The sequence below is a fragment of the Micromonospora sp. BL1 genome, from assembly GCF_003667485.1.
Taxonomy (GTDB): domain Bacteria; phylum Actinomycetota; class Actinomycetes; order Mycobacteriales; family Micromonosporaceae; genus Micromonospora; species Micromonospora tulbaghiae.
In genome coordinates this window covers 1-25,795 of record NZ_RCVK01000142.1, presented here as the reverse complement: position 1 = coordinate 25,795, position 25,795 = coordinate 1, and the positions used below count along the sequence as shown (strand labels likewise).

Below are 25,795 nucleotides of genomic sequence, written 5' to 3'. Positions count from 1 at the left end.
CGCCGTCCCGATCCCGGCGAAGAGCCGATGAGCGGCACCGGGCAGCACGGTGACAACCGGACCGGCAGCCCGGAGCGTCCATTCCCCGTGAGCGACGAGGAGCTGGAGCGGGCGCTGCGGGAGACGCTGACCCGCCGCGTCGCGACGTCCCGCCCGCTGTCCGCCGACCCGGCCGGGGAGATCCTGCGCCGGGCGCGGCGCACGGGCCGGCGGCGTACGCTCACCGGCCTGGCCCTGGCCGGGGTCGCCACCGTGTTCATCACCACCGGGGTGGCGCAGTTCAGCGCGTCGGGTGGCAACGGCGGCACGCCCACTGTGGTGCTCGGCGACCCGCCCGTCCTCTTCCCGTCCCCGGAGCCCTCCGGACCGTCCTCGATCACCCGTTTCGGGCCGGTCCGCGCCGAACTCGACCTGCTCGTCGGTGACCGGCTGGACACCAGCGGCGGCGAACGACGGCAGCTGCCCGGTGTGAGCGGCGTCGAACGGGCGCAGCGGATCCACGACCAGGAGGGCTGGCTGCTCACCTCGGCGGCCACCGTCGCCGGCCGTACCCTCTGGTGGGTGCCGGTCGGTGGCGCCGCGCCGCAGGTCATGCTCGCCGCCGCGGACGCGGTGGCGGTCTCCGCGGACGGCCGTCAGGTGGCCTGGCGGGACGGCACCGACGTGATCGCCGCCGGTGTGGTCGCCGGCCAGCTCATCGCGCCGGTCCGGACCGCCGCGCCGGACGGCGCCGTGCCGGTCGGCTTCGCCGGCGACTCCGTGCTGATCCAGCAGCCCGGCGACGGCGGGATGAGCGTCTGGGACCGCGCGCTGGGCGGGCAGCCGGGACCGGTGAACCCGGACGTACGCGCGATCTACGGCACCCGGCCCGACGGCCGGGTGGTGGCCCTGGTCGCCGCCGGCCGGGATCAGCAGCGCTGCCTCGCCCTGCTCGACCCGGCCCGGGACCTCGCCCCGGTGCGTACCGGATGCGGCCTGAAGCTGGCCACCGACGGACTCGGCGCCGTCTCCTCCGACGGCCGGTGGCTGCTCGCGAACGGCACCTCGCGCACCGCCCTCCTGGTGGACCTGGCCGACCCGGCCAGCCCGGTCACCCACCCGGCCGGCCCGGTGCTGGCCGCCGGCGTGGCCTGGACCCGGGGCGGCGTGGCGCTGCACGTGGACGCGAGCGGCGGGCTGGTCCGGGTCAAGCCGGAGCGGGTGCTGGCCGGTGACCGGCCCACGGCCGCGAAGGTCGAAGGGCTGGCGCCGGAGGACCACCCGGTGGTGGTGGCCGACGTCCCCGCGGTGCCCGAGGGGGCGTAGCGTCGGGCGGGTGAGCGTCCCCGCCCGCATCGACCTGCACACCCACTCCACCGCCAGCGACGGCACCCTGACGCCCGCCGAACTGGTCCGGGCCGCCGCCGGCGCGGGACTCGACGTGGTGGCACTCACCGACCACGACACCACGGCGGGCTGGGCGCCCGCCGTCGCCGCCCTGCCGCCCGGCCTCACCCTGATCCGCGGCGCGGAGATCTCCTGCCGCTGGTTCGGTGCCGAGCCGGCGATCCCGCTGCACCTCCTCGCCTACCTGTTCGACCCGGCCGAGCCGCACCTGGCCGCGGAACTGGCCCGGGTCCGCCGGGCCCGCGAGGAACGCGGCGAGCGCATCGTCCGGCTGCTCCAGGCCGACGGCGTCCCGGTGAGCTGGACGGAGATCCTGGCCGGCGCGGGCGGCGGCACCGTCGGCCGCCCGCACATCGCGCAGGCGCTGATCCGGGCCGGTCTGGTCGCCACCACCACCGAGGCGTTCGGGCCGGACTGGCTCGGCGAGCGGTACCGGCTGCCGAAGGACGACATCGAGGTGTTCCAGGCGGTGGCGCTGGTGCGGGCGGCCGGCGGCGTGCCCGTCTTCGCCCACCCGAAGGCCAGCCGGCGCGGCCGGATCGTGCCGGACGAGCTGATCGCGGACCTGGCGGCGGCCGGCCTGGCCGGGCTGGAGGCCGACCACGAGGACCACGACCCGGCCGAGCGGGAGCACGTCCGCGGGCTCGCCGCCGACCTGGGACTGCTGGTCACCGGATCCTCCGACTTCCACGGCACGCACAAGACCGTCCGGCTCGGCGCGTACACCACCGGGCCCGAGGCGTACGAGCGGATCGTCGCGCTGGCCCGCGGGGTGACCCCTGTCGCTTCGAGCTGAAGCGCTCCGGCGGCACGGCTACCGTGTGCGCGTGGATCTCAAGCTCTTCGGCGAGGTCTTCGTGACCCTGCTGGTGATCGTCGACCCGCCCGGAATGATGCCCATCTTCCTCGCGCTGACCGGGCCGCTGCCCGCGCGCGACCGGAACCGGGCCGCCTGGCAGGCCGTGGCGCTGGCGCTCGGGGTCATCGTGATCTTCGCGGTGGCGGGGCAGACGATCCTGGCGTACCTGCACGTCGACCTGCCCGCGCTCCAGGCCGCCGGCGGTCTGCTGCTGATCCTGGTCGCGCTGGAGCTGCTGACCGGCAAGGCGGACGACCCGAGCCAGCAGGTCACCTCCAACATCGCGCTGGTGCCGCTGGGCACCCCGCTGCTGGCCGGACCGGGCGCCATCGTGGCCACCATGCTGTTCGTGCAGCAGGCCGGCGGTCCCGTCGACTACCTCGCCATCGCGCTGGCGATCGTCGCGGTGATGGTGACGGTCTGGGTGGTGCTGCGCTTCTCCGGCGGGATCGTCAAGGTGCTGCGCCCCGGCGGCATCGAGGTGCTGACCCGGATCGCCGGCCTGCTGCTGGCCGCCATCGCCGTGCAGCTCATCGCCGACGCGATCGCCGCGTTCGTGACCCAGTACCTCAACAACGCCTGAGCGCTTCGTCCGCTGTCGTACCGGGGTGGCAGGATCTCAGGGGTGCGACGACCGTCAGCAGCCGGCCCGACCGGCTCCCGGGCTCCCCGACCCCGCGCCGAGCAGTCCGAGCAGCTCGGCTTCGAGGGCATGCCGGAACGCCTGTTCGTCTGCACCCCGAGCAAACTCGGCACGTACGCGGACTGCCCCCGCCGCTACCGCTACGCCTACGTGGACCGGCCCGCGCCGCCGAAAGGCCCGCCGTGGGCGCACAACTCGCTCGGCGCGAGCGTCCACACCGCGCTGAAGAACTGGTACGCGCTGGCCGCCGACCGCCGCCGCCCCGAGGTGCTCGGCACGCTGCTCAAGGGCACCTGGGTCCGTGAGGGCTACCGCGACGACGAGCAGGAGCGCGACGTCTTCCGGCGGGCGCTGACCTGGCTGGAGAGCTACGTGGCGGGCCTCGACCCGGCCGACGAGCCGGTCGGCGTGGAACGGGTCGTCGCGGTCAAGACCGCTGTGCTCGCGTTCAACGGCCGCACCGACCGGATCGACTCGCGTCCCGGCCCGGACGGGCGGCCCGAGCTGGTCATCGTCGACTACAAGACCGGCCGCACCGGGCTCGACGCCGACGACGCGCGCGGCTCGCAGGCGCTCGCGCTCTACGCGTACGCGGCCGAGCGGGTGTTCCGCAAGCCGTGCCGCCGGGTCGAGCTGCACCACCTGCCCACCGGCACCGTCGCCGCCCACGAGCACACGCCGGAGTCCCTGCACCGGCAGCTCACCCGCGCGGAGGACACCGCCCGCGACATCATGGCCGCCGAACGCGCCGTGGCCGACGGCGCCGACCCTGACACGGCGTTCCCCACCGAGCCGGGGCCGCGGTGCGGCTGGTGCGACTACCGGCGTACCTGCCCGACCGGCGCGCAGACCCCGGGCAAGGAGCCCTGGTCCGCGGTCGAGCGGTTCGCCGGACCGGAGTGAGTGCGCGGCGGCGTCAGGCCGCGGTCAGACGGGCGGCGCGTTCCTTAGCGGCCTGCTGCAACGGGCCCTCCCGGTAGCGCCGGGGCACCGCCGCCAGCGCCAGCCGCAGCGCCCGCGCGCTCAGGTCCGCCGACAGGGCGGTGGTGGGCAGGCCCAGCCCGCCGTAGAGCCGCAACGCCCACGGCGGCAGCATCCCCAGCGCGGTGGCGGCGATCCCGAAGTACGCCCAGCGCGGCGGCCCCAGGTTCAGGCCGACCCGCGCCGGCAGGCTGACCTTCCACGGGATCGGCGGCGCGGTCAGGAACACCGCGGTCTCGGCCGCCTCCCGGGTCATCCGCAACTGCGGGCGTACGTCCCGGTAGTAGTCGGCCACCTCGGCGGCGGTACCCGGTACGTCGTCCGGGTCCAGCCCGACCAGGGCCGCCGACCGGCGCTGCTCGGTGTAGTAGCCGTCCACCTCGTCGTCGGTGAGCGCCAGGCCGGCCCGCCGTGCGGTGCTCACGAACGACTCGACCTCGGTCACGTGCACCCAGCGCAGCAGCTCCGGATCGTCGACGCGGAACTCCTCACCGGTGACCGGGTCGGTGGCGCGCATCCGGGCGTGCCGCGTACGCAGCCGTCGCCCGGCCGTCTCCGCCTCGGCCGTCGTGCCGTAGATCGTCGTTGCCACGTACGTCGCCGTGCGGACCAGCCGGCCCCAGGCGTCGGTGCGGTAGTTGCTGTTCTGCGCGACGCCGGCCATCGCGCGCGGGTGCAGCGCCTGGAGGTAGAGCGAGCGCAGGCCGGCGACGATCAGGATCGGTTCCTCGTGCACCTTCCACGTGACCGATCCCGGACCGAAGAGGCCGAGGTCTTCGGTGTCCACCGATCAAGAGTGCCACGCGCCGTCGCCGGGCGTCCCGGTGCGGCGGTCGGTCGACGGTGCGGCGGTCAGTCGTCGGCGGAGCGGCGGGACTGGCAGGACGGGCAGAGGCCCCAGAAGGTCACTTCCGCCTCGTCCAGCTCGAAGCCGTGCGCCACGTTCGGGTCCAGGCAGGGGGCGCTGCCGACCGCGCAGTCCACGTCGGCGATCTCACCGCAGCCCCGGCACACCACGTGGTGGTGGTTGTCGCCGACCCGGGCCTCGTACCGCGCGGGACTGCCGGCCGGCTCGATCCGGCGGGACAGCCCGGCCCGGGACAGGGCACCGAGCACGTCGTAGACGGCCTGGGTGGAGACCGAGTCGATCCGCTGGCGGACCCGCCGGGTGATCTCGTCGACCTCCAGGTGACCGCCGGCGGCGAGCACGTCCAGCACGGCGAGACGCGGCCGGGTGACCCGTAGGCCCCTCGACCGGAGCAGCTCCTCACCTGTGGACATGGATCCATGACAGCACGGGGCAGACGGGCCGACAAGCGAGCGTTGTCCACCCGTGGCCGGGGCCACAGGTGAACCGGCGGCGCCGCGCTCGCGTGTATCGAGGCAGACGGCGTCACGCCGTACGCTGAGCGCGCCAAACCACCCACTCGCCGGAGGTGTCGGTGTTCAGGGAAATCAACGGTCTGCCCGTCCATGTGCTCGTCATCCACGCGGCGGTGGTGCTGGTGCCGCTGCTGGCACTGCTCGCCGTCGGGTACGGGGTGCTGCCCCGCTGGCGGCCCCGCCTCGGCTGGGCGGTCGCGGCGCTCGCCGTGGTCACCCCGATCGTCGCCTGGGTGGCGACCGAGTCCGGCGAGGAGCTGGAGGAGGCCCTGCGCGCGAAGGGCTACCCGCCGGACCGGCTCCAGCAGATCAGCGAGCACGCCGAGTACGGCGACACGCTGTTCTGGTTCGCGCTCGGGCTCGGCGTCGCCGCGCTGCTGCTCGTGCTGTCGACGAGCCGCCTCGTCGCGGGCCGGAACCTGCCCCGCTGGCTCCCGATCGTGCTCACCGTCGTGGTGGCGGTGCTCGCGGTCTTCGCGCTCGTGTACGTGTACTGGACCGGGGACAGCGGCGCCAAGATGGTGTGGGACGGCGTCGTCTGACTCAGAACAGCACCCGCGAGCAGAGCAGGCAGGTGAGCAGCACCAGCACCACGGCGACGACCGCCCCGATGCCGTAGGTGAGGCGCTGCGCGCGCTGCTCCGCCTGGTCCATCGCGGCCATGTCCTGCGGCGGGAGCCGGCGGGGCGGTGACGGCTGCACGTGTACCGGTGGCCGCCAGCCGGGCGGCGGCGGCGTGCTCGGCGGCGGGCCCGCGTATCCCGAGGGCGGCGGGCCACCAGCGGGCGCGCCGCCCCCGAACTGCGGGCCACCACCGGGCGGGCCGGCACCGGGCGCGCCCGGCCACGCGCCGCCGGCCACCGTCCAGCCGCCTGCTGCCTCCGGCCGGGCCCACGGGCTCTCGGTGGCCGCCTCACGTGACCACGGGCTGGCGCTCCCGGCCGCCTCGGGGTTGTCGGCGGCTGCTCCGGCCGTCTCGACGCCCTCGGTGACGGCCCGCTCCGCGGGGAGGGAGGACGGTTCCACCGGGAGGGCGGTCGGCTCTGCTGTGAGAGCGGTCGGCTCCGCCGGGAGGGCGGCCGGCTCGGGCTGCCCGGCGGCCCCGGCCGAGTCGGCGGTGCGGTCCGGCTCGGCGGTGCGGTCCGACTCATGTGCTCCGCCTGCGTCACCGGCGTCACCGGCGTCACCGCCGTCACGCACGTCACGCACGTCACGAGCGTCACGGGCATCACGGGCATCACGGGCATCACGGGCATCACGGGCGTCACCCGGCCGAGGTCCGGGACCGGCCGGGTGGACGTCCGCGCTGTCCGCACCGCCCCGGGGGGCCGCCCCGGGGGCGTTCTCCCCGGCTGTGGCCGGTTGCTCCGGGCGTCGCCAGGTCTCGTCGTCGGGGCTGCCACCGCTCGGCGTCGTCACGCCGTCCGACGCTACCAACGCCCCGGCCGGTCGGCCGCCCGACGCGTCGATCACCGCCACCCCGGCCCCTCGCGCCCGGTGGGTGGCGGTCCGGCGGCTTCCGGACCGGTACGGCTTGGCTCGGGTCGATCCGGCCCGGTCCCGGGGATCGAGCCGGCGGCCCGTCCGGCGGTATCGTTGCTGCTCGTGACCGACCCCGCCATCCGGGCACCGCGCGACGACGACGACCGCGTGGTCGACCTCAGCGACGACTTCGTGGTGCTGCCCGAACAGACCAGCGACGACACCGACCGCGGCTGGGGCGAGCGCCCCGGCGGCAACGACGACTGGCTGCTCGCCGAGCGCCCTCCGCACTGGGGCTGATCGCGCCCCAGTGGCCCGATCGCGCCGCAGTGGCCCGATCGGCGCCGCAGTGGCCCGATCGCGCCGAAGCGGACCGTCGAGGGTCGATGGCGCCGCGCCGAGGCCTCCCGCTGTGCTCACGTCAGCCGCGTACCACCACGGCGAAGCGACTGCCCTCCGGCAACCCGACCGCCCGCCGGGCCTGCTCCGGCGGCAGCGCCAGGTAGAGCGCCGAGGAGCCGTCGACCGCTCCGGCGGCGCCGACCACGTCGAGCACCAACGCGCGCGGAGCCAGCAGCGTCGGGTCGGGCGAACCGTCGGCCGACACGACGAGCAGGTCGACCCGGGCACCCGGGCGCAGCACCGCGAGGGCGGCCGGCTCGGCCAGCCGGATCGGTACGCCCACCGCACCGGCCGGCAGGGCGCGGATGCCGCCGGACGGTGACGCGGTCGCCGGGGCGGACGGCAACGCGCGAGGTGGTGGGCAGGACGGCGGCGTCTGGAGCACCGCCGCGGCCAGCCCCAGCAGAACCGCGACGAGCGTCACCCGCAGCAGCGTCCGGCGCCGGGGCAGCCCGCGCCAGCGGACCGGCCGCAAGGTCGCCTCGCCATCCGTCACCGCTGCCTCCCGCCGCCGGCCAACCGTCCGACCCGCAGGCTAGGGCCGGCCCCCCGGCGCGCGCCGCCCCACCGCCCACCCCTGTGGATAACCCGCCGGCTTGTGGAAAACCGTTCCCCGGAAGGCCCGCCGTCACCAGCGCGGAGGTCCGGTGCGGCCGGGGCCGCCAGCTCGGGGAGCTTGCTGCTTCAGGACGAGCGGATGCAGCAATCTCCCCGAACTGGCGAGCAACCGCCGGCCGGTGCAGCAACCTCCCCGAGCCGGCGAGCATCCGCCGGCGGCCGGTGCAGCAACCTCCCCGAGCTGGCGAGCATCCGCCGCCGGCCGGTGCAGCGACCTCGCCGAGCCGGCGAGCATCCGCCGCGAACGGAACGTGGCCGCCGCCCCCGAGCGGGGACGGCCACGTGTCGCGCGAGAAGCGCGAGAGGCTGATTCAGGACGAGCTGGACGCCGCCGGGGCCTTGCTCGCACTCGACCCCGACCCGGAACCGGACGAGGAGGACGACCCGGACGAGGAGGACGACCCGGACGAGGAGGACGACGAGGACGAGGAGTCCGACGACGACGAGGACGAGGACGACTCGGACTTGGCCGGCTTGCTCGTGGCCGCGGTGCCGTTGTCGGAGCCGGACGAACGGGAGTCCGTGCGGTAGAAGCCGGAGCCCTTGAACACGATGCCCACCGAGTTGAAGAGCTTTCGCAGCCGCCCCTCACACGCCGGGCACTCGGTCAGCGGGTCGTCCGAGAAGGACTGCACCGCCTCGAGCTGGTGGCCGCACGCGGTGCAGGCGTACTGGTACGTGGGCACGTTCTCCTCCGGATCTTCGGCACGGCCTGTTGGCACTCCTGGTCTTCGAGTGCCAATGGTGCGTCATGACCCCCGGGTTCGTCCAGCGGAAGCGCCCGGGCCCACACCCGGGACCGCCACCAGTCCGTCCGCCGGAGTGATCACACAGTGCACCGGGCGGTCGTGCGGCAGGGCGGGCACCGCCTCGACCAGCTCGCCGTCGTGCAGCAGCGCCACGGTCGGCACGGTCGCGGGCACCCGGGCCAGCGCGCGGTCGTACGAGCCGCCGCCCCGGCCCAGCCGCAGGCCCCGGCGGTCCACCGCCACCGCCGGCACCACGACCAGGGCGGCCCCGGCCACTGCGGCACGCCCCCGGGGCGGCGCGGTCGGCTCGCGCAGACCCCGGCCGGCGGCGCGCAACGACTCCGGGCCGGTGTACGGGGCCCAGTCCAGGTCCAGGTCGTCGCGGAGCACCGGCAGCAGCAGCTCGGCGTCGGGCGGCAGCGCGGCGCGCAGCACGTCCGGCAGGTCGTCCCCGCCGGGCTCGGAGGCGACCGGCACGTACGCGCTCATCCTGGCCGGCCGCAGCCGGCGTACCAACGTCACCAGCTCGGCCTGGACGGCGGCCGCGGCCACCGCGCGGTCGGCCGCGGACAGCGACCGGCGCGCGGCGAGTAGCGCGATGCGCATCTCCCGCTTCGCATCGTGCGCTTCATCCGAAAATTCCGGCACGCAACACTCCTGACGCAACGCTTGCCTAATGGTCGCTCTGTGTCAGCATCGCACCAAGGGAGCGGAACTTCCGGGGGGAAGATTGACGCTACGCGGGCGGTTGACGGCGGCTTTCCTCGCGGTGGTCCTCGGCCCCGTCCTGCTCGGCGCGTTCTTCGTCGGGGTCACGCTCAGCGCCGTCGACCACAGCCGCGCCACCGAGCGGCTGGGTCTGGCCGCGGCCGGCGTCCGTACCTCGATCGACGCGCTCTGCCAGCAACTACGCGCGGCGGCCGACGCGGTCGCGCTGGTCGGCGACCCGGCCGCCCGCTCGCGCGCGGCCGACCAGGTGGTCGCCCGGGGCCTGGCCGCCGCCGTGCGGATGGCCGACGCCGCCGGCCGCACCACCTACGCCACGGCCGGCGGGCCGGCCGGGCGCTGGCAGGACTGCGCCGGCGCGCCCGCCACCGGAGTCGGGGCGCTCTCCGCCCAGGTCGGGCTCCGCGACCCGGCCGGCACCGACCTGGGCGCGGTCGCCGCCGCCCAGCCCGTCGACCGGGCCTTCGTGGCGCGGCTCGCCGCCGTGACCGGCGTCGGTGTCACCCTCCTCGACGACCCCGGCGGCATCACCCACACGACCGAGGCCCAGGGGGTACGCGCAGCGGTGCTGGCCGCCGCCGGCAAGGCGGACGGGAACCGGGTGACCGGCACCGGCGACGGCCGGTACGTGCGGCGGGTCGGTCCGTCTCCCGGTCAGCCGCTGCCGCTGGTGCTGTCGGTACCGGGGGAACGTGCGCCCGGCCTGTACGGGGCGCTGATCGCCGCGGTCGCGCTCGCCGCCCTGCTGGCAGTGCTCGCGGCCTGGCGGCTGGCCCGGGTGACCACCCGGCCGCTCGGTGAGCTGGCCGGCGCGGTGGACCGGGTGGCGCGCGGTGACCTGAGCGCCCGGGTGCCGGTGCGCAGCCGCGACGAGATCGGGCGGCTGGCCAGCGCGTTCAACCGGATGACCCGGGAGACCGGCACCTACGTGACGGCGCTGACCAGCAGCCGCGACCAGATCCGCAACCACCTCGCGGTGCTCGGCGACACGCTCGCCAGCACGCACGACCTGCAACGCATCCTGCGGGTGATCCTGGACAGCGCGATCGCCGCCACCGGCGCCCGGGCCGGCGCGGTGCTGCTGGTCGACGGCGACGGCGTCCTCGTCGGCCGGTGCGTGGAGGGACTGACCGGGCGCTGGCCGACGGGCGACCCGGCCGACCCGGCGACGCTGCGGGTGCCGGTCGGCGCCGGGGTGCTCGGCGCGGTGGCCGCCACCGGCGAACCGCTGCGCGGACGGTGGGCGTCGCCGGACACGGAGACCGGGGAGCCGTCCTGCGAGACGTACGTGGCGGTGCCGTTCGCCACCCCCGGCGCCGCCGAGCCGCGCGGCCCGGACCGGCCCGGCCACCCGCCCGCCGACGGCGAACCGCCCGGCTCGGCCTGCGCGGCCCTCGGCGTGCTCGTGCTCTACGACCGGCTCGGCGGGCACGAGTTCCACGACGACGACGTGGTGACGCTGCGGACGTTCGCCGGGCACGCCGCGGTCGCCGTGGAGAACGTCCGGGTGCACGAGGAGGCGCAGCGGCTCTCCCTCACCGACCCGCTCACCGGGCTGTGGAACTACCGCTACCTGCGGGAGTCGATCCGCCGCGAGGTGGAGCGGGCGAACCGGTTCGGCCGCATGCTCAGCGTGCTCGCGCTCGACCTGGACCGGTTCAAGAACGTCAACGACACCTGGGGGCACGCCGCCGGGGACGCCGTACTGGTCGAGTTCGCGCGCCGGGTACGCGGCGTGATCCGCGAGGTGGACCTGGCGTTCCGGCAGGGCGGCGAGGAGTTCGTGGTGCTGCTGCCGGAGACCGACGCCCGGGGCGCCACGATCGTCGCCGAGCGGCTCGGCGCGGTGGTACGCGACCAGCCGGTGGCGGTCGAGGGGAACGGCGACGAGCCGGTGCGGGTGCCGGTGACCGTCTCCATCGGCATCGCCGTCTACCCGGACCACGCCGCCGACGGCCAGCAGGTGCTCGACGCCGCCGACGACGCGTTGTACGCGGCGAAGGCCACCGGACGCGACGGCTACCGGCTCGCCCCGGCGCCCGATCCGGTGCCCACCCAGGAGATCCCGGTGGCGGCCGCCGGTGCCGGCCCACCGGACGGGCTGCCCCGGGCCGGCGCGGCGGACCCGGCGGGCACCGTCCAGGGCGGCGCGTCTTCCGGTCCTCACCCGCCGCGGCAGAGCCGTGGCCGATAGTCTCGCGACATGTCGGAGCACTCAGCGAACCCCTCAGCGGCCCCCGGCCGCTCCCGCGCGGTCAAGGCCGTGATCCCGGCCGCCGGCCTGGCCACCCGGTTCCTGCCGGCCACCAAGGCGGTTCCGAAGGAACTGCTGCCGGTCGTCGACCGGCCGGTGCTGCAGTACATCGTCGAGGAGGCCGCGCAGGCCGGCATCGACGACATCCTGCTGATCACCGGTCGCGGCAAGACCTCGATGGTGGACCACTTCGACCGCCGGCCGGACCTGGAGGAACGGCTCGCCAAGAAGCCCGAGCTGCTGGCCGAGGTCAAGCGCACCGAGGAACTGGCCGCGATCTACACGGTCCGCCAGCCGGAACAGCTCGGCCTCGGCCACGCCGTCGGGTACGCCGAGTCGCACGTCGGCGACGCGCCCTTCGCGGTGCTGCTCGGCGACGAGTTCGTCAAGCCGTCCGAGCCGCTGCTGCCGGCCATGCTGGAACTCCAGGCGCGCACCGGCGGTGTGGTGCTCGCGTTCTTCGAGGTCGACCCGGCCGAGACCAGCCGATACGGCATCGCGTCGGTCGAGCCGGCCGAGTCGGAATACGCCGACATCGCCGAGGTCGTCAAGGTCACCGGCATGGTGGAGAAGCCCAGCCCGGAGGACGCCCCCAGCAACCTCGCGGTCCTCGGCCGGTACGTCCTGCCCGGGAAGATCTTCGACGCGATCCGGCGTACCCAGCCGGGCAGCGGCGGCGAGATCCAGCTGACCGACGCGATGGAACTGCTGCGTACCGAGGGGGTGCCGGTGCACGCCATCGTCTACCGGGGCACCCGCTACGACACCGGCATGCCGCTCGGCTACCTCCAGACCGTGGTGCAGATCGCCGCCGAGCGGGAGGACCTGGGCGCCGAGTTCCGCAAGTGGCTGACCGAGTTCGTCAACAACGGCGACGAGACGGTCACCGCTGCGGTGCTCAACGGCATCCGTGACGCGTCCGGCGGTGCCGATACATGACCGCGACGGCCGACGCCGAGGCGGCCGCGAACGAGTTGACGCCGCTCGCCGACTACCTGGGCAGTGTGCTGCGCAGGTTACGAGCGCTGCCTCCACTCGACCTCGACCTGACCCAGGCGTACGGCAACGTGCTCGCCGAGGACGTGGTCGCCCCGCACTCGTACCCCGCCTTCGACCAGGCGGCGGTGGACGGGTACGCCGCGCGCTGGGAGGACATCTCCGGTGGGAGTCGGGGGCCGGGCTACGTCCCGGCCCCCTCCGGTATGCCCGGCGGCCGCAGCATCCGCCTCAACGTGGTCGGTGACTTGGGCGCTGCGAGCTGGCGGCCGGTGCGGCTCACCCCCGGCGCCTGCTTCTCGGTGGCGGCGGGCGCACCGCTGCCGATCGGCGCCGACGTGGTCGTCCCGGTGGAGTGGACCGACCAGGGCATGGCCGCCGTCGAGATCTTCCGCGCCCCCAAACGGGGGTACGGCCTGCGCCGCGCCGGGGACGAACTGGTCGCCGGCACGCTGCTCGCCCGCGCCGGCGCGTACGTCTCCCCGGCCCTGGTCGCGGTGTTCGCCGCCACCGGCATCGGGCACGTGGTGGTACGGCCCAGCCCGCGCGTGGTCATCGTGGCCACCGGCGACGAGTTGGTGGACGTGGGCCGGGGCAGCCAGCCCGGGCAGGTGGTGGACACCAACTCGCACGCGCTGACCGCGGCGGCGGCGGAGGCGGGCGCGCTCGCGTACCGGGTGGGGATCTGCGACGACGACCCGGAGGCGCTGCGCGGCCTGTTGGAGGACCAGACGCTGCGCGCCGATCTGATCATCACCACCGGCGGCACCGGCACCGGCCCCGGCGACATGGTCCGCCGCATCCTGTCCCGCCGCGACGGCGGCCGGGCCGGGCCGGTCACCTTCACAGAGGTGGCCCTCTATCCCGGAACGGCCCTCGGGTTCGGTACGGTCGGCGCCGAGGAGGTGCCGGTGGTGTGTCTTCCCGGTGAGCCCGGCGCGGCGCTGATCGGCTTCGAGGTGCTGGCCCGCCCGGCCATCCAGCTGCTGGCCGGCGCCGAGCCGGTGTTCCGGCCGAGCGTCCGCGCGCACCTGCTGGAGACGGTCTCGTCCCCGGTGGGGCTGCGCGAGTTCCGGCCGGCGCACGTGGCCGAGCGGCGCGGAGGCGGGTACACGGTGCAGCCGCTGGCCGGTGGTCCGTACACGCTCTCCGGCCTGGCCGAGGCGAACGGTCTGCTGGTGCTCGGCGAGCGGGTCACCACGGCGGCTGCGGGGTCTACCGTGGATGTGCTCCTGCTGGACCGGCGCCGGTGAGGTTCCGGCGGGCGCCGGGGTGGCCGGCGGTGCTGGTGGACGGTCCGGTGGTGCTGCGGCCGTACCGGCGTTCGGACGCCACCGCATGGTCGGAGATCCGGCGCGCGAACCGGGAGTGGCTGGCGCCGTGGGAGTCCCATGTGCCCGGTGGCTGGTACGAGACGAACTCGCCCGCCGCGTTCCGCCTGGTGCACGCCGACCAGCGCAAGTCCGCGCGTACCGGTGAGGGCATGCCGTTCGCGGTCTGCCTGCGCGAGAACGGGCAGGAGCGGCTGGTCGGTCACGTCAACATCGGCAGCATCGTGCGGCGGGCGTTCTGTTCCGGGTACGTGGGCTACTGGGTGGACTCCAGGGTGGCCGGTCGCGGCGTGATCCCGACCGCCGTGGCGCTCGCCGTGGACCACGCGTTCGGGCCGGGCGGCCTGCACCGGATCGAGGTGAACATCCGGCCGGAGAACATGCCGTCCCGCCGGGTGGTGGAGAAGCTCGGCTTCCGCGAGGAGGCCTATCACGTGCGCTACATGCACATCGACGGCGCGTGGCGCGACCACATCGGATACGCGATGACCGGCGAGGAAGTGGTCGCCGAGGGCGGACTGCTGGCGCGGTGGCACCGCGTACGTGACAACCGCCGCTGAGGCGAACGCCCGGCGCGGCGCACTGTGAACCGGGTCGGCGGCCCGTAACCTCAAGTAACTGCAAGCTGTGGCAAGCGCTGCCCGCCCGCACGAAGTGCGCCGTAAACGACGGTCGACGGAAGAAGTTGCGGCGGTGTGACGCTCGCCCCGAACTTTGGTGACGGGAGGGGTGAGGGTGCCCACGTCGGTGCTCCTCGCCGTCCTCGCCGCCGCCGGTCTGCTCGCCCTCGCTCCGGCGCTGGTCCGCCGGTACGACGCCACCGAGCGGCTGGTGGCGGAGCGGGCGCAGTCGACGGCGCGGGTGCTCCAGCGCCAGCGTCGACGGCGCACCGTGCCCGGGCGGCGACCGCTGCACCCTCCACGCTCCCTCGTCGTGACCCTCAGTGAAGATTCCGACACGGGCAGTCTCGCCCGCCCGGTCTCCGCGCCACCGCTGCGGCGTCGCTCCGGGCGGCTCCGGCCCGTCTCCGCGGTGCCGGCCCAGTCCCGCCGACGGCACCCGCCCCGGCGACGGCACACCCCGGCGATCTACCGCCGGCGCCGGGTGCTGGCCGCGCTGCTGCTGCTCAACCTGGTCGAGCTGGGCGGCGTGGTGCTCGTCGGACCCGGGTTCTGGATCAGCGTCTCGGTCACCGGCGCACTGCTCGTGGCGTACGTCGTACACCTGCGGCAGCGCGCCCTGGCCGAGCGCCGGCGGCGGCGCGCGGACGCCCGCGAGGCGGCCTGGTTGGCCGCCCGCCAGGCCGAGGTGCGCCGCGAGCAGGCCCGGCGCGCGGCGGCCCGCCGGGAGGCGCAGCGCCGGCTGGCCGCCCAGCGCGAGGCGGTCCGGCGTACGGCGATGGGGCTGGACCGTCCCGCGGACCTGCCGCCGGCCGCGAGCGGCGGTTCGGTGTCCTACCGGCGTGCGGGCGGCCTGCGCGGACGCCCCTACCAGTCCGGCCGGGGCGCCTGACCCCTCACCTGCCTCGCCGGTGCTGGGCTCGGTAGCGATCTTGGAAGAATTGGGCCCCTCCGGGGGCCGCTTTCTTCCAAGATCTACGTGGGCGGTGGGGCGGTTCGCGTCGCGGGGCCGCGACCTGTTAGCCTTGTCGCCGGCCCACCCGGTGAAAGCTGGGTGGGACCGACGCTGGTTCGCCAGCGGAGGGGCTGTGGCGCAGACCGGTAGCGCACCTCGTTCGCATCGAGGGGGTCAGGGGTTCAAATCCCCTCAGCTCCACCCAGTTCAAAGGCCGTCTCCCATCGATGGGAGACGGCCTTTTCCGATCTCGAACGGCAGCCGCCGGCATCAGTCGAACAGGTCGTCGAGCGCCTTCTGCTCGAGGTCGCGCCAGCGCTCGGCGTCCTTCAGCGCCTTGGCGATCTCCTTCTCGTCGAGGTGGTGCGCGCCCTCCTCGCGGATGCACGCCACGCTGAACGGCCCGCCGACCGACGGCGAGGTCCGCTCCAGCGCTTCCAGCACCCGCACCACGCCCACCACGCCGTACTCGACGGTGCGGGTGGTCATCCGGAAGTGGGACAGCAGCGCGCCGGCCTGCTGGGCCATGGGTGCGCCGGAGCCGATGGCGTGGAAACCCACATCCTCGTAGCGGCCGATGAGCCCGTTCGGGTTGATCTCCACGATCCACGGCCCGCCCTGGCTGTAACCGGCCGCGAGCAGGTACGCCGACACCCCGCCGCCACTGCCCTCGCCGGGCACGTCCGGAATGTAGTTCTCGTAGTGCTTCTTGAAGACGGGCAGGACGCGCTCCTGCAACTCGTCGCCGATGTCCGGTGCTTCGAGGATGGCGGTGGCCGAGTCCTGGAGAAGGGGGCGCAGGTCGTTGAGGACACCCCGCGCGCCGCTGCCGCCCCAGGCGGCGCAGTCGCCCAGCGGGTGCAGCTTCTGGGCGGGGAAACTCAGACCGCGATCGCTCTCGGTGATCTGGGAGTCCGCGCCGATCACCACCCCGTCTTTGCAGACAACGGCGAGTACGACGGTCATAAGGTCCTCCTGAGCAGGGGTGCGGGGTTGGGCGCGAGGTACCCGACGCCCCGCCTGCCTACACCCCGGCAGGTGTCGGCCCGCTCACTGCCCCGGACGGGAGGCCCTCTCAGCCCGCAGGTGGGGACTCTCGTACGGCAGCTAGGCCAACCACGTACCCACGTGGATGGCGAATCGCGTCGTGTGCCCGCACATTCGCGGCACGAGCATGGCGGCGCGGATGATCGTGTTGCTTGACGTTGTAGTGCTTGCAGAGGGCGGCGAGCGAGGGCAGCCGTTTCTCCAGTTGGAACGGCCATTCTGATCGCGTTGACCGCCGGGGGAGTGGAGCCGACCGCGAGACAACCCGGCTGTGGCGTTGGAATCTGCGCGAGGCGGGCATTCCTAGCTTCTCGTGAGCCGCGCAGCTCGGTGCATAGGGCTCGTCAGCGCCAATGCGGCGAGGGTGGCTCGACCACCACGAATCGTTCTGCGTTCCGCTGGCTGGCCAAAGATGTGAGGCTGTTGGTGGCGCTCCTGTCATCGTCTTCTTCGAAACAATTCACCTGATAGGGCTGAGGCATTCGACGAGCTGATGGTGTCGACCAAATGTTCGAAGGCGTTTAGGAATGAAAGCGGACCGTCGCGCCGCGCCCTCTCGTTCATGACGAACTGCTGAATCGCTGACCAGGTCTTCGGTGCCCTGTAGTGCAACGGCAGTATGGCTAGCCTCTCATCTACGATTCCCAGGGCGACTAGGTATGACACCGTTTGGTAGAAAGTGGCGACCTCTTGGGCATCGTCACGCACGGGCTCCGGAAGGTCGAGGAATGGTAGATCTTTATCCTGCTTCGGCAGCTCAGCCCACAGGTTCTCTTCTCGCCTGAGGAATTCGGCAGTGCGCACCTTCCACAAAAATTCTACCGCCACGGGGAGTTGATTAGCATGCCTAGAAATCCGGATTTGCTGAAGGGCGATTACGGACGAGAGGCACAAAGCTATGAGAGATGCTATGAAGGCAGCCACGTTGAGGGCAGTCGATGTATCCATGTAATACACCTTGCCATCTCCAGCAACGACTTCCAACCCTCAGCGCTGCGAGGGCTGTGTTGTCGACGCACTCGTCTTGAAGGGGGCGGCCGGAACTCCAAGGGAGAGGCCGCGAGCTCCGGTCGCAGCGCATGGGTGCTTGTGTGCCGCACCGGTGCGTGGGCAGGCTCAGGAGGGAGCGCTCTGTTTTAGGCTCTGCTTCGATGTGTGGGCAGCAGTTCCTTCTCGCGCGAGGTCAGTCAGTCCTTTTCAGTAGATGGTTGGTTGACCAGCGCTTCTGCGACGCCCTCGCAGGCGCTGCGTAGCTCCCCGAGCAGACCAGAAGGCACCTAGCCTGCATCGACGAGCCACCGAATCGAATCCTCAGCTCAACCAAGCCCTGAGGCCTTCTCCGCTAGTTGGAGAGGTGGCCTCGATCTTGTGAAGCAGAAAGGGCGGCAGTCCTCAGGAGTCGGTCCACGTGTCACGACCCCTTGTGTCGCCCTCAGTGGCGGACGAGCCGACCTGTGCGCCGAATTCGCTAGGGCGACGGCTCGTGGAAGTAGACGGTGGCCGACCACCAGTCACCGTCGGCAGTAATCTCGTTCTGTACGACGACGTCCTGGACCTCGATGCCCGGCCGCTGTTCGATGCTGTCGGCGATGCGGCGTAGCAACGCCGGGACACTGTCCTGTCCTGGACCCACTGGATTGGCCTGCGAGAAGTGCCTGATGGTCCACGACTCCGGTTCGGGCGGCATGGCGACAGTCTGCCAGTGCCCTCCGTCTCAGGTGACGGTCGCCGCGGTGAGGAAGAACGTGACCGCGTACGTGAACCGGCCCGCGTCGACGGCCTCGTCGAACTGGTCTTCGAACGCGCGGGCCTCGGCGGGTTCGAGTACGCCGCGCTGAGCCGCTGTGGCAGCCCAGCTGCGCAGGCCCAGCACGTTGTCGGCGGCGGCCGGGTTCCGAACCAGCAGCGTCCGGGGCTCGACGGTGACGTCGGCCAGGCCGAGCGTGGCGAGCATGCCGGCGTGCTGGTGGGCCAGAGTGCCGTTGCGGAGGAGGACGTCAGTCCGGAACCGCAACACACGTCGCGCCAGATCCTGGTCGGCGATGTCGAGCACCTGCGTGTCGTAGTCGGGGTCCGCGAGGACGATGCGGCCACCCAGCCGGACGACCCTGACGAGCTCCCCGATCGCGGCGTGGGGATTGGCGAGGTGTTGCACGGTGCGGTCGGACCAGGCGCCGTCGAAGGAGTCGTCGAGGAACGGCAGCCGGTGGGCGTCGGCGACGGCGCATCGCGTCAAGCCGCGCGCCTGCATGGCGGCAGCCATGGTGACGGCGCGGTCCACGGTCACCACGCAGGCGTCGTGTTCGTCTCGGAGTCGGACCGCGCTCGCCCCGGTGCCCGCACCGACCTCGACGTAGCGCCGGCCGGGCACCGGATGGAGCAGTTCGCGGACCCGATGCTGATACGCCTGGTAGAAGGGCTCGTCGGTGAGGCGATCGAGCACGCCGACCCACGAGTCCGGGTCTGACTGCCGGTCGACGTCGGTGAATCCGTGCACGATCTGGAGCCTATTGCGCCGCCGTCGGCTCCTGCGGCAACGGCGTGGGGTGCATCGTGAGGTGGATCAGCCCGTGCTCCTCGTGCACCGTGCGGCCCAGGACTCTGCGCTATCTCGCCTCGGTGAACAGGCCGGCGTAGCGGTTCAGGTACAGCGGCCAGCCCTCATCGTGGCCGACGCCGTCACGAACCGACTCCCAGCCCGGACCGTGCCGGTCCAGGTTGCGGTGCTCCAACTCGACCCGGGTCCGCCCCGGTGTCTCGGCGACGAACCGGACCTCGACCTCGCTGGCGTTCTCCAGATCCTGTTCGAGCTGCCATGCCGGGCTGATGTCCCAGCTGAAGACGAGCCGGTCCGGCGGCTCGAAGACGAGGATCCGGGCCCAGGCGCACTCGCTGCCGTCCTCGGCGCGGTCGTAGATGTGTCCACCGACCTTCGGCTCGAACACCGTCTCCGCGATCGGCGACGACAGCAGGTTGTGCTCCTTCGGCTTGAAGTCGCCGAACCGCTCCGTGAACACCGCGAAGGCGCGCTCGACCGGCGCGTCGACCACGATCTGCCGCCGTACCACCGCATCCGTTCCACTCATGATTCCTCCTCGTCAGGGCGCTCGGCGACGTCCTTGAAGTCGTCCAACGCGCGGCTCCAGTAGGTGTCGAGCTGATCTCGTAGGGCGGCCACGCCGGCGGGATTGAGCCGGTAGACACGCTTCGTGCCCGCCGTGCGGTCCGTCACGAGGCCGGCGTCCTTCAGCACTCGCAGATGCTGCGACACCGCCGGCCGGCTGACCGGCAGCACCGCGGCCAGCTCGCCGACCGCCCGCGGCTGCTCCGCGAGACACGCGATGATCGCCCGCCGCGTCGGGTCGCCCAGGGCGTCCCACCCGTCCTCGGTTCGGTAAGTGCCCACGAACGGTAAGCTACGGCTTACCACCGACCTTCGTCAAGCCTGAGAAGCAGGTCACTGTTGCCACAGGAACGCCGCCGTCGAGCACGGCCGGCAGCGGAATCCGTACCCGCAGCCACCGCCACCGAAGTTGAAGCCGGTGCGGTGATCGTGGCCCTCCTCAAGCTGGACGACGAACGACATGGGCAGGGCACAGGCGGGACAGGTGGGCGTCTGGTCGAGCTGGAGCCACGCCGGCAGTCCGCCGAGTTGCCCGAGGACGTCTCGCAGCGGTCGGCCCGACTCACCGCGCCAGCGTTCGCGCGCCTCGTCGTAGCCGTCGGAGTCCCGCATCGGCACGTACGTGACGGCGGACGTCTCGGCCGCCAGGACGGTGTCGCCCGAGGGCACGGCAGGCGGAGCCAGCTCCCCGGAAGGGAAGAGGAACGCGCGATTGCCGCCGGCGGTCGCATCCCACTCGTCGCAGAGGCCCGGATCGTTCTGGCACATGAAGATCGACAAGAGCCCGTTGTCGGCCGTGTCGATGTCGTCGAGCCGGACCTGGGCCAGGAACTGCATCGGTCCGTCGCACTCGTCGCACACCGGCCAGTCGAAGCCCGCGGGTACGAGCGGAACACCGCCGGTACGTGTGCCGGGAGCGTCCGGCGCCGTGTCACCGTTGTAGATCATCAGAACCGTCACGCGGCGCAGCATAGGGGAGCGCGGATGCGCTGGGGTCCGTCCGGCAGCCGGCCCGCAGCCGGGCGGCCGATTGGAGTCACGTCCGTTGGTAGCCTGACGCGTCCGTACGACAGATGGAGTCTGCCCGGTGCTCAGGATGGTGCTACGGAGGCTGGGCGCGGCGGGCGCGGTCTGCGTGGTGGCCGCGTGCGGACCCTCTACTGCTGATCCAGCGGATCGTTCGGCGGGCGAAGCCGTCCCCTCCACGGCCGAGGCGACCGGCACGCCCACCACCCGGAAGCTTCCGGCGACCGGCGGCGCCGGCTACTCCGCGTCGCTGTCGGCGCGGCTGGTGACCACGGACGCGCTGCCACCGGGGTTCACAGTGGACATCGCGACGGTCCTGGCCCCGGATGCGGGCCGGCAGCGCCCCGGCCCCGAGGTGCCCTGTGCGGACATGATTCCGCTGTTGTCGGCCAAGCGGCTGACCGGTACTCCGTCGGCGATGGCCGCTGCCACAGTCAGCTCCGCCGAGGGCCCCGACTACCCGTGGGTGGCGAACGAAGTGCTCAGGACGTACGCCGACGACGGCGCCCGAAGGGCGATGGCGGACCTGCGGACGCTCATCGGCCGGTGCCCTGCCGTCGCGTCACCGCGCCAGGACGGAGGCAGCTACCGTTTCGCGGTGGTGCCGGGGCCGCGACTGGGCGACGAGAGCATGCGCGTCGACTCCAGCACGATTTCCGGTTCGACCACGCTGGAATGGGACAGCATCCTCGTCCGGACCGGCACCACCCTGGTGACCGTTCATGAGCAGGGCAACGAGCCCGGCGGCGACGACCACCTCACCCGACTCGCCGAAGCCGCGCTCCGCAGCCACCAGACGACGGGACCCTGACCGTCCTTTGGCGGTCGGCGGCAGCTCACCGCGTCGCTCCGCCGAACCACCTGGTGAGAGCGTCGTCCAGCGTCCGCTGGTCGTCACCGGTCCAGACCACGTGCCCGTCCGGCCGCAACAGCACCGCCGGCATGTCCAGCTCGTCGCCGGTGCCGGCGACGAGCCCGACCCGGTCGGCCCAGCCGTCCACCGACAGCTTCCCGGTCCCGTCGAGCAACAACCCGCCGCCGGTACGCATCAGCTCGTACAGGCGTCCCTGCGGCAGCGGTACGTCGCGCAGCCGCCGCCCGAGCAGGGCGTGCCCCTCGCCGACGTCGTACCGGACGCCGATCGCCGTGACCTTCTCGATCAGGAAGCGGTTGACCTCGTCGAAGTCCATGAGCTGCGTCAGCACCTCCCGCACGGCCTGCGGCCCGGGCTCGTTCGTGGTCAGCAGCATCTGCGCGCGCGTGTTGGTCAGCACGTCGGCGGCGACCGGCCGCCGCTCGGACTCGTAGGTGTCCAGCAGATCACCCGGCGCCCATCCGTTGACCGCCGCCGCCAGCTTCCAGCCCAGGTTGAACGCGTCCTGGATGCCCAGGTTGAGCCCCTGCCCGCCCAGCGGCGGGTGGACGTGCGCGGCGTCGCCGGCCAGGAACACCCGTCCGATCCGGTACCGCTCGGCCAGGCGGGTCGCGTCGCCGAAGCGCGACAGCCAGCGGGGGGAGTGCACGCCGAAGTCGGTGCCGGCGTACGCGGTCAGTTGCCGTTTGAAGTCGTCGAGCGTCGGCGGCACCGAAGTGACGTCGGCCGCCGGTACGACCACCCGGAACACGCCGGGCCTGCCGGACGGGCCGAGCCCGAACCGCTTCTCGGTGCGGCGTACCTCGGTCATGATCGTGGTGATCTCGTCCGGGGAGGCGGTCACCTCCATCTCGCCCAGCAGCGTGTCGACTGTCGACGGCTCGCCGGGGAATCCGACGCCGAGCAGCTTCCGGACGGTGCTGCGCCCGCCGTCGCAGCCGACCACGAACCGCGCCCGCAACGGCTCCGAGGGCTCGCCGTCGAGGTGGACCGTCACGCCGTCGTCGTCCTGCTCCAGCCCGGTCACCGCACGGCCGCGCCGGATCTCGGCGCCGACCTCGGCGGCGTGGTCGGCGAGCAGCCGGTCGGTGCGCGTCTGCGGGATGCCGAGCACGTACGGGTGGGCGGTGTCCAGATCGGCGGGCGCGGGCTTGTCGATGCCGGCGAAGAACCCCCGGATCGGGTGCTTGCCGCCGTTGTCGAGGAACCGCTCCAGCAGCCCGCGCTGGTCCATCACCTCGATGCTGCGGACGTGCAGGCCGAGCGAGCGCACGTACGGCGGCGGCTCGGCGTCCCGCTCCAGCACGAGCACGCCGACACCCTGAAGGCGCAGCTCGGCGGCCAGCATCATTCCGGTCGGTCCACCGCCGACCACGATCACGTCGAACACATCTTCCCCCGTGTCGAGTGTCAGGCGACCGTCCCCCTGAGCGGCACGACACCACCGGACAGGGAGCGGATGCGTGACACGAGCGCGGCGACGATCGGCCGCTGGTCGAATCGACCATATCCCCCGTGCCGGAACGCGCGGGCCTCGAAGAACAGGCAGGCGCGCAACTCGTCCACGTCGTCGCCGAGTTCGCCGGTCCGTTCCCACCGCTCCCGTACCGTCTGCGCGACGGCGGCGAGCGGCTCGAAGCCGTCCCGCAGTTCGTAGCCGTTGTACGTGTGCGCGAAGCTGAAGAACTCGCTGCCGCCGGCGCCGTCGTCGGGCACCCGTACCTGGTCCGTCATGGTCTGCTCCGGTGATCGGGTGGCCGACGCTACTACCGCCGGGCAATCCGGTCAGCCGCGGCGGAACGTGCGGCGGTAGGTGTCCGGCGGTACGCCCACGGTGCGCTGGAAGTGCCGGCGCAGTGTCGTCGCCGTACCCATGCCCGACGCCTCGGCGACGGCGTCGATGCTGTCGTCGGTGTTCTCCAGCAGCTCCTGTGCCCGCCGGATGCGCTGCGTCGCCAACCACTGCGAGGGCGTGGCGCCGGTCGCGGCGGTGAAGTGCCGGACCAGGTTGCGGGTGCTCATGGTCGCCTGGCGGGCGAGGTCGGCGACGGTGAGCGGGTGGTCCAGCCGCGCCATCGCCCAGGGGAGCAGCGCGGCGAGCGGGTGGTCCTCGCGGGCCGGGACGGGTGTGGTGACGTACTGGGCCTGGCCGCCCGCGCGGTGCGGCGGCACCACCAGGCGGCGGGCGACGGCGTTGGCGACTGTCGAGCCGTGGTCGCGGCGGATCAGGTGCAGGCACAGGTCGATCGCGGCGGCCTTGCCGGCTGAGGCGAGCACGTCGCCGTTGTCCACGTAGAGCACGTCCGGGTCGACCTGGACGCGCGGGTAGCGGGCGGCGAGCGCGTCGGTGTGCGCCCAGTGGGTGGTGGCGCGGAGCCCGTCGAGGATGCCGGCGGCGGCGAGCACGAACGCGCCGGTGCAGAACGAGACCATCCGGGCACCCGCCTCGTGGGCGGCGCGGACGGCGTCGACCAGGTCGGGCGGCGGCTCGGCGTCGGTGTGCTCGATCGCCGGGACGATCACCGTGTCGGCGCGGGCCAGGTGGTCCAGCCCGTGGTCGGGCGTGACGGCGAACCGGCCGACGCCGACCGGGCCGGGGCCGCAGACCACGAGGTCGTACCAGGGGTCGGCCAGGCCGGTCGAGTCGCGGACGAAGATCTCGCAGGCCGCCGCCAGCTCGAAGTGCAGCATCCCGTCGGTGGCGGCGAGCGCGATCAGAGTCATGTCCGAAACTGTACGGGCATTGGCGTTTGCGCCACTGTCCCGGCCCTCGGATCCCGGCGAGGATCAGTTCAGTCGATCTTCGAGGGAGAGCATCATGCAGGTGGCGGTGTTCGGGGCGTACGGGCACACCGGGCGGTTCGTGGTGGCGGAGCTGCGGGAGCGGGGTTACGAGCCGCTGCCGGTCGGGCGCGACGCGGGCAAGCTGTCGGCCGCGTTCCCGGGGGAGGAGCGCCGGGTGGCGTCGGTGGACGACCCGGCCTCGCTGGATCGGGCGCTGGCCGGGGCGGCGGCGGTGGTCAACTGCGCCGGTCCGTTCGCCTCGACCGCGGGTCCGCTGATCGAGGCCGCGGTGCGAGCGGGGATCCCCTACGTCGACGTGGCGGCCGAGATCGAGGCGAACCGGGACACGTTCGCCGACTACGCCGGGCGTGCCGGGGCCGCGGGCGTGGCGGTGGTGCCGGCCATGGCGTTCTTCGGCGGACTCGGCGACCTGCTGGTCACCGCCGCGATGGGGGACTGGACGGCGGCCGACGAGGCGCACGTCGCGTACGGGCTGAGCAGCTGGCACCCGACGGCCGGGACGGTCGCCTCCGGCGTCGTCTCGCGCGAGCGCCGCGCCGGTCGGCGGGTCCGCTTCACCGACGGGCGCCTGGTGTACGCCGACGGCGACCTGCCCCGGCTGGACTGGGAGTTCCCGGCGCCGCTCGGTGTCCGGCCGGTGCTCGGCGAGTTCACCATGGCCGACGTGGTGACGGTGCCGAGCCACCTGGACATCCCGGAGGTGTGCACGTACATGACCGTGGACGCGGCAGGGGACCTGGCCGCCGGGGACGAGCCGGTCGCTGTGGACGAGCGTGGCCGGTCCGCGCAGACGTTCACAGTCGACGTGGTGGTGCGCGCGGGTGACGTCCGGCGGCGGGTCGCGGCCCACGGGCAGGACATCTACGCGATCAGCGCGCCGCTGGCGGTCGAGGCGGTCCACCGGATCCTGACCGGGCGGACGCGGGCGACCGGTGTCGCCTCGGCCGGCCGGATCTTCGACGCGCCCGATTTCCTGCGCGCACTGTCGGCGCACCTCACCGTCGAGACGCCGCCGACCGCCTGACGTGCTTCCTGCATCCACGTCTGCCGATTGACAATGTTTAGATTCCAAACTTACTCTCGCGCTGGGCGGGTGCGCGCCCCGCCTTCCCCGTCCACGCGCCCCACCCCACCACGAAGGAACCACCATGTTCCGCTCTCCCCGTACCGCCCGATTGCGGGTCGGCCTGGTCGCCGCGACCGCCGCCACGCTCGTGACCGGCACCGCCGTGATGGCGACGAACGCCCAGGCGGCGGCCGGCTGCCGCGTCACCTACACGACCGCCAGCCAGTGGCCCGGCGGTTTCACCGCGAACGTCGACGTGACCAACCTCGGTGACCCCGTGAACGGCTGGAACCTGCGCTGGACGTTCCCGTCCGGCCAGCGGGTCACCCAGGCGTGGAGCGCCACGGTCACGTCCTCCGGCGCCGACGTCACCGCCACGAACGTCGGCTACAACGGCGCCATCGCCACCAACGGCAGCGTCTCGTTCGGCTTCAACGGCTCCTGGTCCGGCGCGAACACCGCGCCGAC

General features: G+C 73.2%; 30 protein-coding genes, 1 tRNA gene and 1 pseudogene. 16 read left to right on the top strand and 16 right to left on the bottom strand.

Annotation, left to right across the window (positions count from 1 at the left end):
* The 4 genes from EAD96_RS03700 to EAD96_RS03685 form a co-directional block, all read left to right on the top strand.
* Positions 1-1,305: hypothetical protein (locus tag EAD96_RS03700; protein ID WP_233585406.1), on the top strand; the 1,305-nt coding region annotated here is incomplete at its 5' end.
* 10 nt (positions 1,306-1,315) lie between these two features.
* Positions 1,316-2,182: a PHP domain-containing protein gene (locus EAD96_RS03695; protein WP_121683259.1), complete on the top strand. Its 867-nt coding sequence runs from the start codon at positions 1,316-1,318 to the stop codon at positions 2,180-2,182.
* Between the two features lie 31 nt (positions 2,183-2,213).
* Positions 2,214-2,828, top strand: coding sequence for a MarC family protein (locus tag EAD96_RS03690; RefSeq protein ID WP_120571759.1), 615 nt, complete (start codon positions 2,214-2,216; stop codon positions 2,826-2,828).
* 129 nt (positions 2,829-2,957) lie between these two features.
* Positions 2,958-3,791, top strand: coding sequence for a PD-(D/E)XK nuclease family protein (locus EAD96_RS03685; protein ID WP_233585410.1), 834 nt, complete (start codon positions 2,958-2,960; stop codon positions 3,789-3,791).
* A gap of 13 nt (positions 3,792-3,804) precedes the next feature.
* Here EAD96_RS03685 and EAD96_RS03680 read toward each other — a convergent pair whose 3' ends face one another.
* Together EAD96_RS03680 and EAD96_RS03675 are read right to left on the bottom strand one after the other, a co-directional pair.
* Entirely contained in the window at positions 3,805-4,656 is an 852-nt protein-coding gene (locus EAD96_RS03680) for an oxygenase MpaB family protein (protein ID WP_121683257.1), read from the bottom strand.
* A 65-nt stretch (positions 4,657-4,721) separates the two neighbouring features.
* Positions 4,722-5,150 carry a Fur family transcriptional regulator gene (locus EAD96_RS03675; RefSeq protein ID WP_121683256.1) on the bottom strand — a complete coding sequence of 143 codons (429 nt, stop codon included), beginning with the start codon at positions 5,148-5,150 and terminating at the stop codon, positions 4,722-4,724.
* A 161-nt stretch (positions 5,151-5,311) separates the two neighbouring features.
* Here EAD96_RS03675 and EAD96_RS03670 point away from each other — a divergent pair, with 161 nt between their 5' ends.
* Positions 5,312-5,794, top strand: coding sequence for a DUF2231 domain-containing protein (locus EAD96_RS03670; RefSeq protein WP_121683262.1), 483 nt, complete (start codon positions 5,312-5,314; stop codon positions 5,792-5,794).
* A gap of 1 nt (position 5,795) precedes the next feature.
* Here EAD96_RS03670 and EAD96_RS31880 read toward each other — a convergent pair whose 3' ends face one another.
* Positions 5,796-6,461, bottom strand: coding sequence for a hypothetical protein (locus EAD96_RS31880; RefSeq protein ID WP_158614774.1), 666 nt, complete (start codon positions 6,459-6,461; stop codon positions 5,796-5,798).
* Positions 6,462-6,857: 396 nt separating this feature from the next.
* Here EAD96_RS31880 and EAD96_RS31130 point away from each other — a divergent pair, with 396 nt between their 5' ends.
* On the top strand, positions 6,858-7,034 hold the full coding sequence (locus EAD96_RS31130; protein ID WP_192580693.1) for a hypothetical protein: 177 nt from the start codon (positions 6,858-6,860) through the stop codon (positions 7,032-7,034).
* A 121-nt stretch (positions 7,035-7,155) separates the two neighbouring features.
* Here EAD96_RS31130 and EAD96_RS03655 read toward each other — a convergent pair whose 3' ends face one another.
* Positions 7,156-7,632 carry a flagellar biosynthesis protein FlgA gene (locus EAD96_RS03655; RefSeq protein WP_121683254.1) on the bottom strand — a complete coding sequence of 159 codons (477 nt, stop codon included), beginning with the start codon at positions 7,630-7,632 and terminating at the stop codon, positions 7,156-7,158.
* Positions 7,633-8,036: 404 nt separating this feature from the next.
* Here EAD96_RS03655 and EAD96_RS31415 point away from each other — a divergent pair, with 404 nt between their 5' ends.
* Entirely contained in the window at positions 8,037-8,285 is a 249-nt protein-coding gene (locus tag EAD96_RS31415; RefSeq protein WP_233585408.1) for a hypothetical protein, read from the top strand.
* 14 nt (positions 8,286-8,299) lie between these two features.
* Here the strand turns inward: EAD96_RS31415 and EAD96_RS31765 are convergent.
* Together EAD96_RS31765 and EAD96_RS03645 are read right to left on the bottom strand one after the other, a co-directional pair.
* Positions 8,300-8,440, bottom strand: a pseudogene (locus EAD96_RS31765) (FmdB family zinc ribbon protein); the annotation flags it as partial.
* A 63-nt stretch (positions 8,441-8,503) separates the two neighbouring features.
* A complete protein-coding gene (locus EAD96_RS03645) occupies positions 8,504-9,109 on the bottom strand; it encodes a 5-formyltetrahydrofolate cyclo-ligase (RefSeq protein WP_199733058.1) in 606 nt (201 codons plus the stop codon).
* Positions 9,110-9,233: 124 nt separating this feature from the next.
* On the opposite strand from EAD96_RS03645, the gene EAD96_RS03640 reads away from it, so the two are divergent.
* The 6 genes from EAD96_RS03640 (at position 9,234) to EAD96_RS03615 (ending at position 15,586) form a co-directional block, all read left to right on the top strand.
* Positions 9,234-11,423, top strand: coding sequence for a diguanylate cyclase (locus EAD96_RS03640; protein ID WP_199733057.1), 2,190 nt, complete (start codon positions 9,234-9,236; stop codon positions 11,421-11,423).
* A gap of 9 nt (positions 11,424-11,432) precedes the next feature.
* A complete protein-coding gene (locus EAD96_RS03635) occupies positions 11,433-12,422 on the top strand; it encodes a UTP--glucose-1-phosphate uridylyltransferase (RefSeq protein WP_120571750.1) in 990 nt (329 codons plus the stop codon).
* On the top strand, positions 12,419-13,732 hold the full coding sequence (gene glp / locus EAD96_RS03630; protein ID WP_120571749.1) for a gephyrin-like molybdotransferase Glp: 1,314 nt from the start codon (positions 12,419-12,421) through the stop codon (positions 13,730-13,732). The genes EAD96_RS03635 and glp overlap by 4 nt, the downstream gene beginning before the upstream one ends.
* Complete coding sequence (locus tag EAD96_RS03625; RefSeq protein WP_091415176.1) at positions 13,729-14,370, top strand: GNAT family N-acetyltransferase; 642 nt, start codon at positions 13,729-13,731, stop codon at positions 14,368-14,370. The genes glp and EAD96_RS03625 overlap by 4 nt, the downstream gene beginning before the upstream one ends.
* 169 nt (positions 14,371-14,539) lie before the next feature.
* A complete protein-coding gene (locus tag EAD96_RS03620; RefSeq protein ID WP_175438611.1) occupies positions 14,540-15,322 on the top strand; it encodes a hypothetical protein in 783 nt (260 codons plus the stop codon).
* A 190-nt stretch (positions 15,323-15,512) separates the two neighbouring features.
* A tRNA-Ala gene (locus EAD96_RS03615) sits at positions 15,513-15,586 on the top strand.
* A gap of 69 nt (positions 15,587-15,655) precedes the next feature.
* On the opposite strand, the gene EAD96_RS03610 is transcribed toward EAD96_RS03615, so the two are convergent.
* From EAD96_RS03610 to EAD96_RS03585, 7 genes are all read right to left on the bottom strand, one after another.
* Positions 15,656-16,351, bottom strand: coding sequence for a proteasome protein (locus EAD96_RS03610; protein ID WP_120571748.1), 696 nt, complete (start codon positions 16,349-16,351; stop codon positions 15,656-15,658).
* A 519-nt stretch (positions 16,352-16,870) separates the two neighbouring features.
* Positions 16,871-17,380, bottom strand: coding sequence for a hypothetical protein (locus EAD96_RS30770; RefSeq protein ID WP_147457827.1), 510 nt, complete (start codon positions 17,378-17,380; stop codon positions 16,871-16,873).
* Positions 17,381-17,900: 520 nt separating this feature from the next.
* Complete coding sequence (locus tag EAD96_RS03605) at positions 17,901-18,119, bottom strand: hypothetical protein (RefSeq protein ID WP_121683250.1); 219 nt, start codon at positions 18,117-18,119, stop codon at positions 17,901-17,903.
* Positions 18,120-18,146: 27 nt separating this feature from the next.
* Positions 18,147-18,929, bottom strand: coding sequence for a methyltransferase domain-containing protein (locus tag EAD96_RS03600; protein ID WP_121683249.1), 783 nt, complete (start codon positions 18,927-18,929; stop codon positions 18,147-18,149).
* Between the two features lie 109 nt (positions 18,930-19,038).
* On the bottom strand, positions 19,039-19,518 hold the full coding sequence (locus EAD96_RS03595; protein ID WP_091415186.1) for an SRPBCC family protein: 480 nt from the start codon (positions 19,516-19,518) through the stop codon (positions 19,039-19,041).
* The gene (locus tag EAD96_RS03590; protein ID WP_121683248.1) at positions 19,515-19,862 is read right to left on the bottom strand and encodes a helix-turn-helix transcriptional regulator; all 348 of its coding nucleotides are present in this window, start codon (positions 19,860-19,862) and stop codon (positions 19,515-19,517) included. Before EAD96_RS03590 ends, EAD96_RS03595 begins: the two co-directional genes overlap by 4 nt.
* A 27-nt stretch (positions 19,863-19,889) precedes the next feature.
* Complete coding sequence (locus EAD96_RS03585) at positions 19,890-20,528, bottom strand: DUF1963 domain-containing protein (RefSeq protein ID WP_233585402.1); 639 nt, start codon at positions 20,526-20,528, stop codon at positions 19,890-19,892.
* A gap of 124 nt (positions 20,529-20,652) precedes the next feature.
* Between EAD96_RS03585 and EAD96_RS03580 the strand changes: the two genes are divergently transcribed.
* On the top strand, positions 20,653-21,393 hold the full coding sequence (locus EAD96_RS03580) for a hypothetical protein (protein ID WP_147457826.1): 741 nt from the start codon (positions 20,653-20,655) through the stop codon (positions 21,391-21,393).
* Positions 21,394-21,418: 25 nt separating this feature from the next.
* Here EAD96_RS03580 and rox read toward each other — a convergent pair whose 3' ends face one another.
* From rox to EAD96_RS03565, 3 genes are read right to left on the bottom strand one after another with little or no spacing between them, the layout of a single operon-like run.
* Positions 21,419-22,846, bottom strand: coding sequence for a rifampin monooxygenase (gene rox, locus EAD96_RS03575; protein WP_121683246.1), 1,428 nt, complete (start codon positions 22,844-22,846; stop codon positions 21,419-21,421).
* Positions 22,847-22,866: 20 nt separating this feature from the next.
* Entirely contained in the window at positions 22,867-23,190 is a 324-nt protein-coding gene (locus EAD96_RS03570; protein WP_121683245.1) for a hypothetical protein, read from the bottom strand.
* 51 nt (positions 23,191-23,241) lie between these two features.
* On the bottom strand, positions 23,242-24,180 hold the full coding sequence (locus EAD96_RS03565; protein ID WP_121683244.1) for a helix-turn-helix domain-containing protein: 939 nt from the start codon (positions 24,178-24,180) through the stop codon (positions 23,242-23,244).
* Between the two features lie 94 nt (positions 24,181-24,274).
* Between EAD96_RS03565 and EAD96_RS03560 the strand changes: the two genes are divergently transcribed.
* Positions 24,275-25,285, top strand: a complete 1,011-nt coding sequence (locus EAD96_RS03560; protein ID WP_121683243.1) for a saccharopine dehydrogenase NADP-binding domain-containing protein — start codon at positions 24,275-24,277, stop codon at positions 25,283-25,285.
* Positions 25,286-25,409: 124 nt separating this feature from the next.
* A partial coding sequence (locus tag EAD96_RS03555) for a cellulose binding domain-containing protein (RefSeq protein WP_199733056.1) occupies positions 25,410-25,795 on the top strand: 386 nt, incomplete at its 3' end.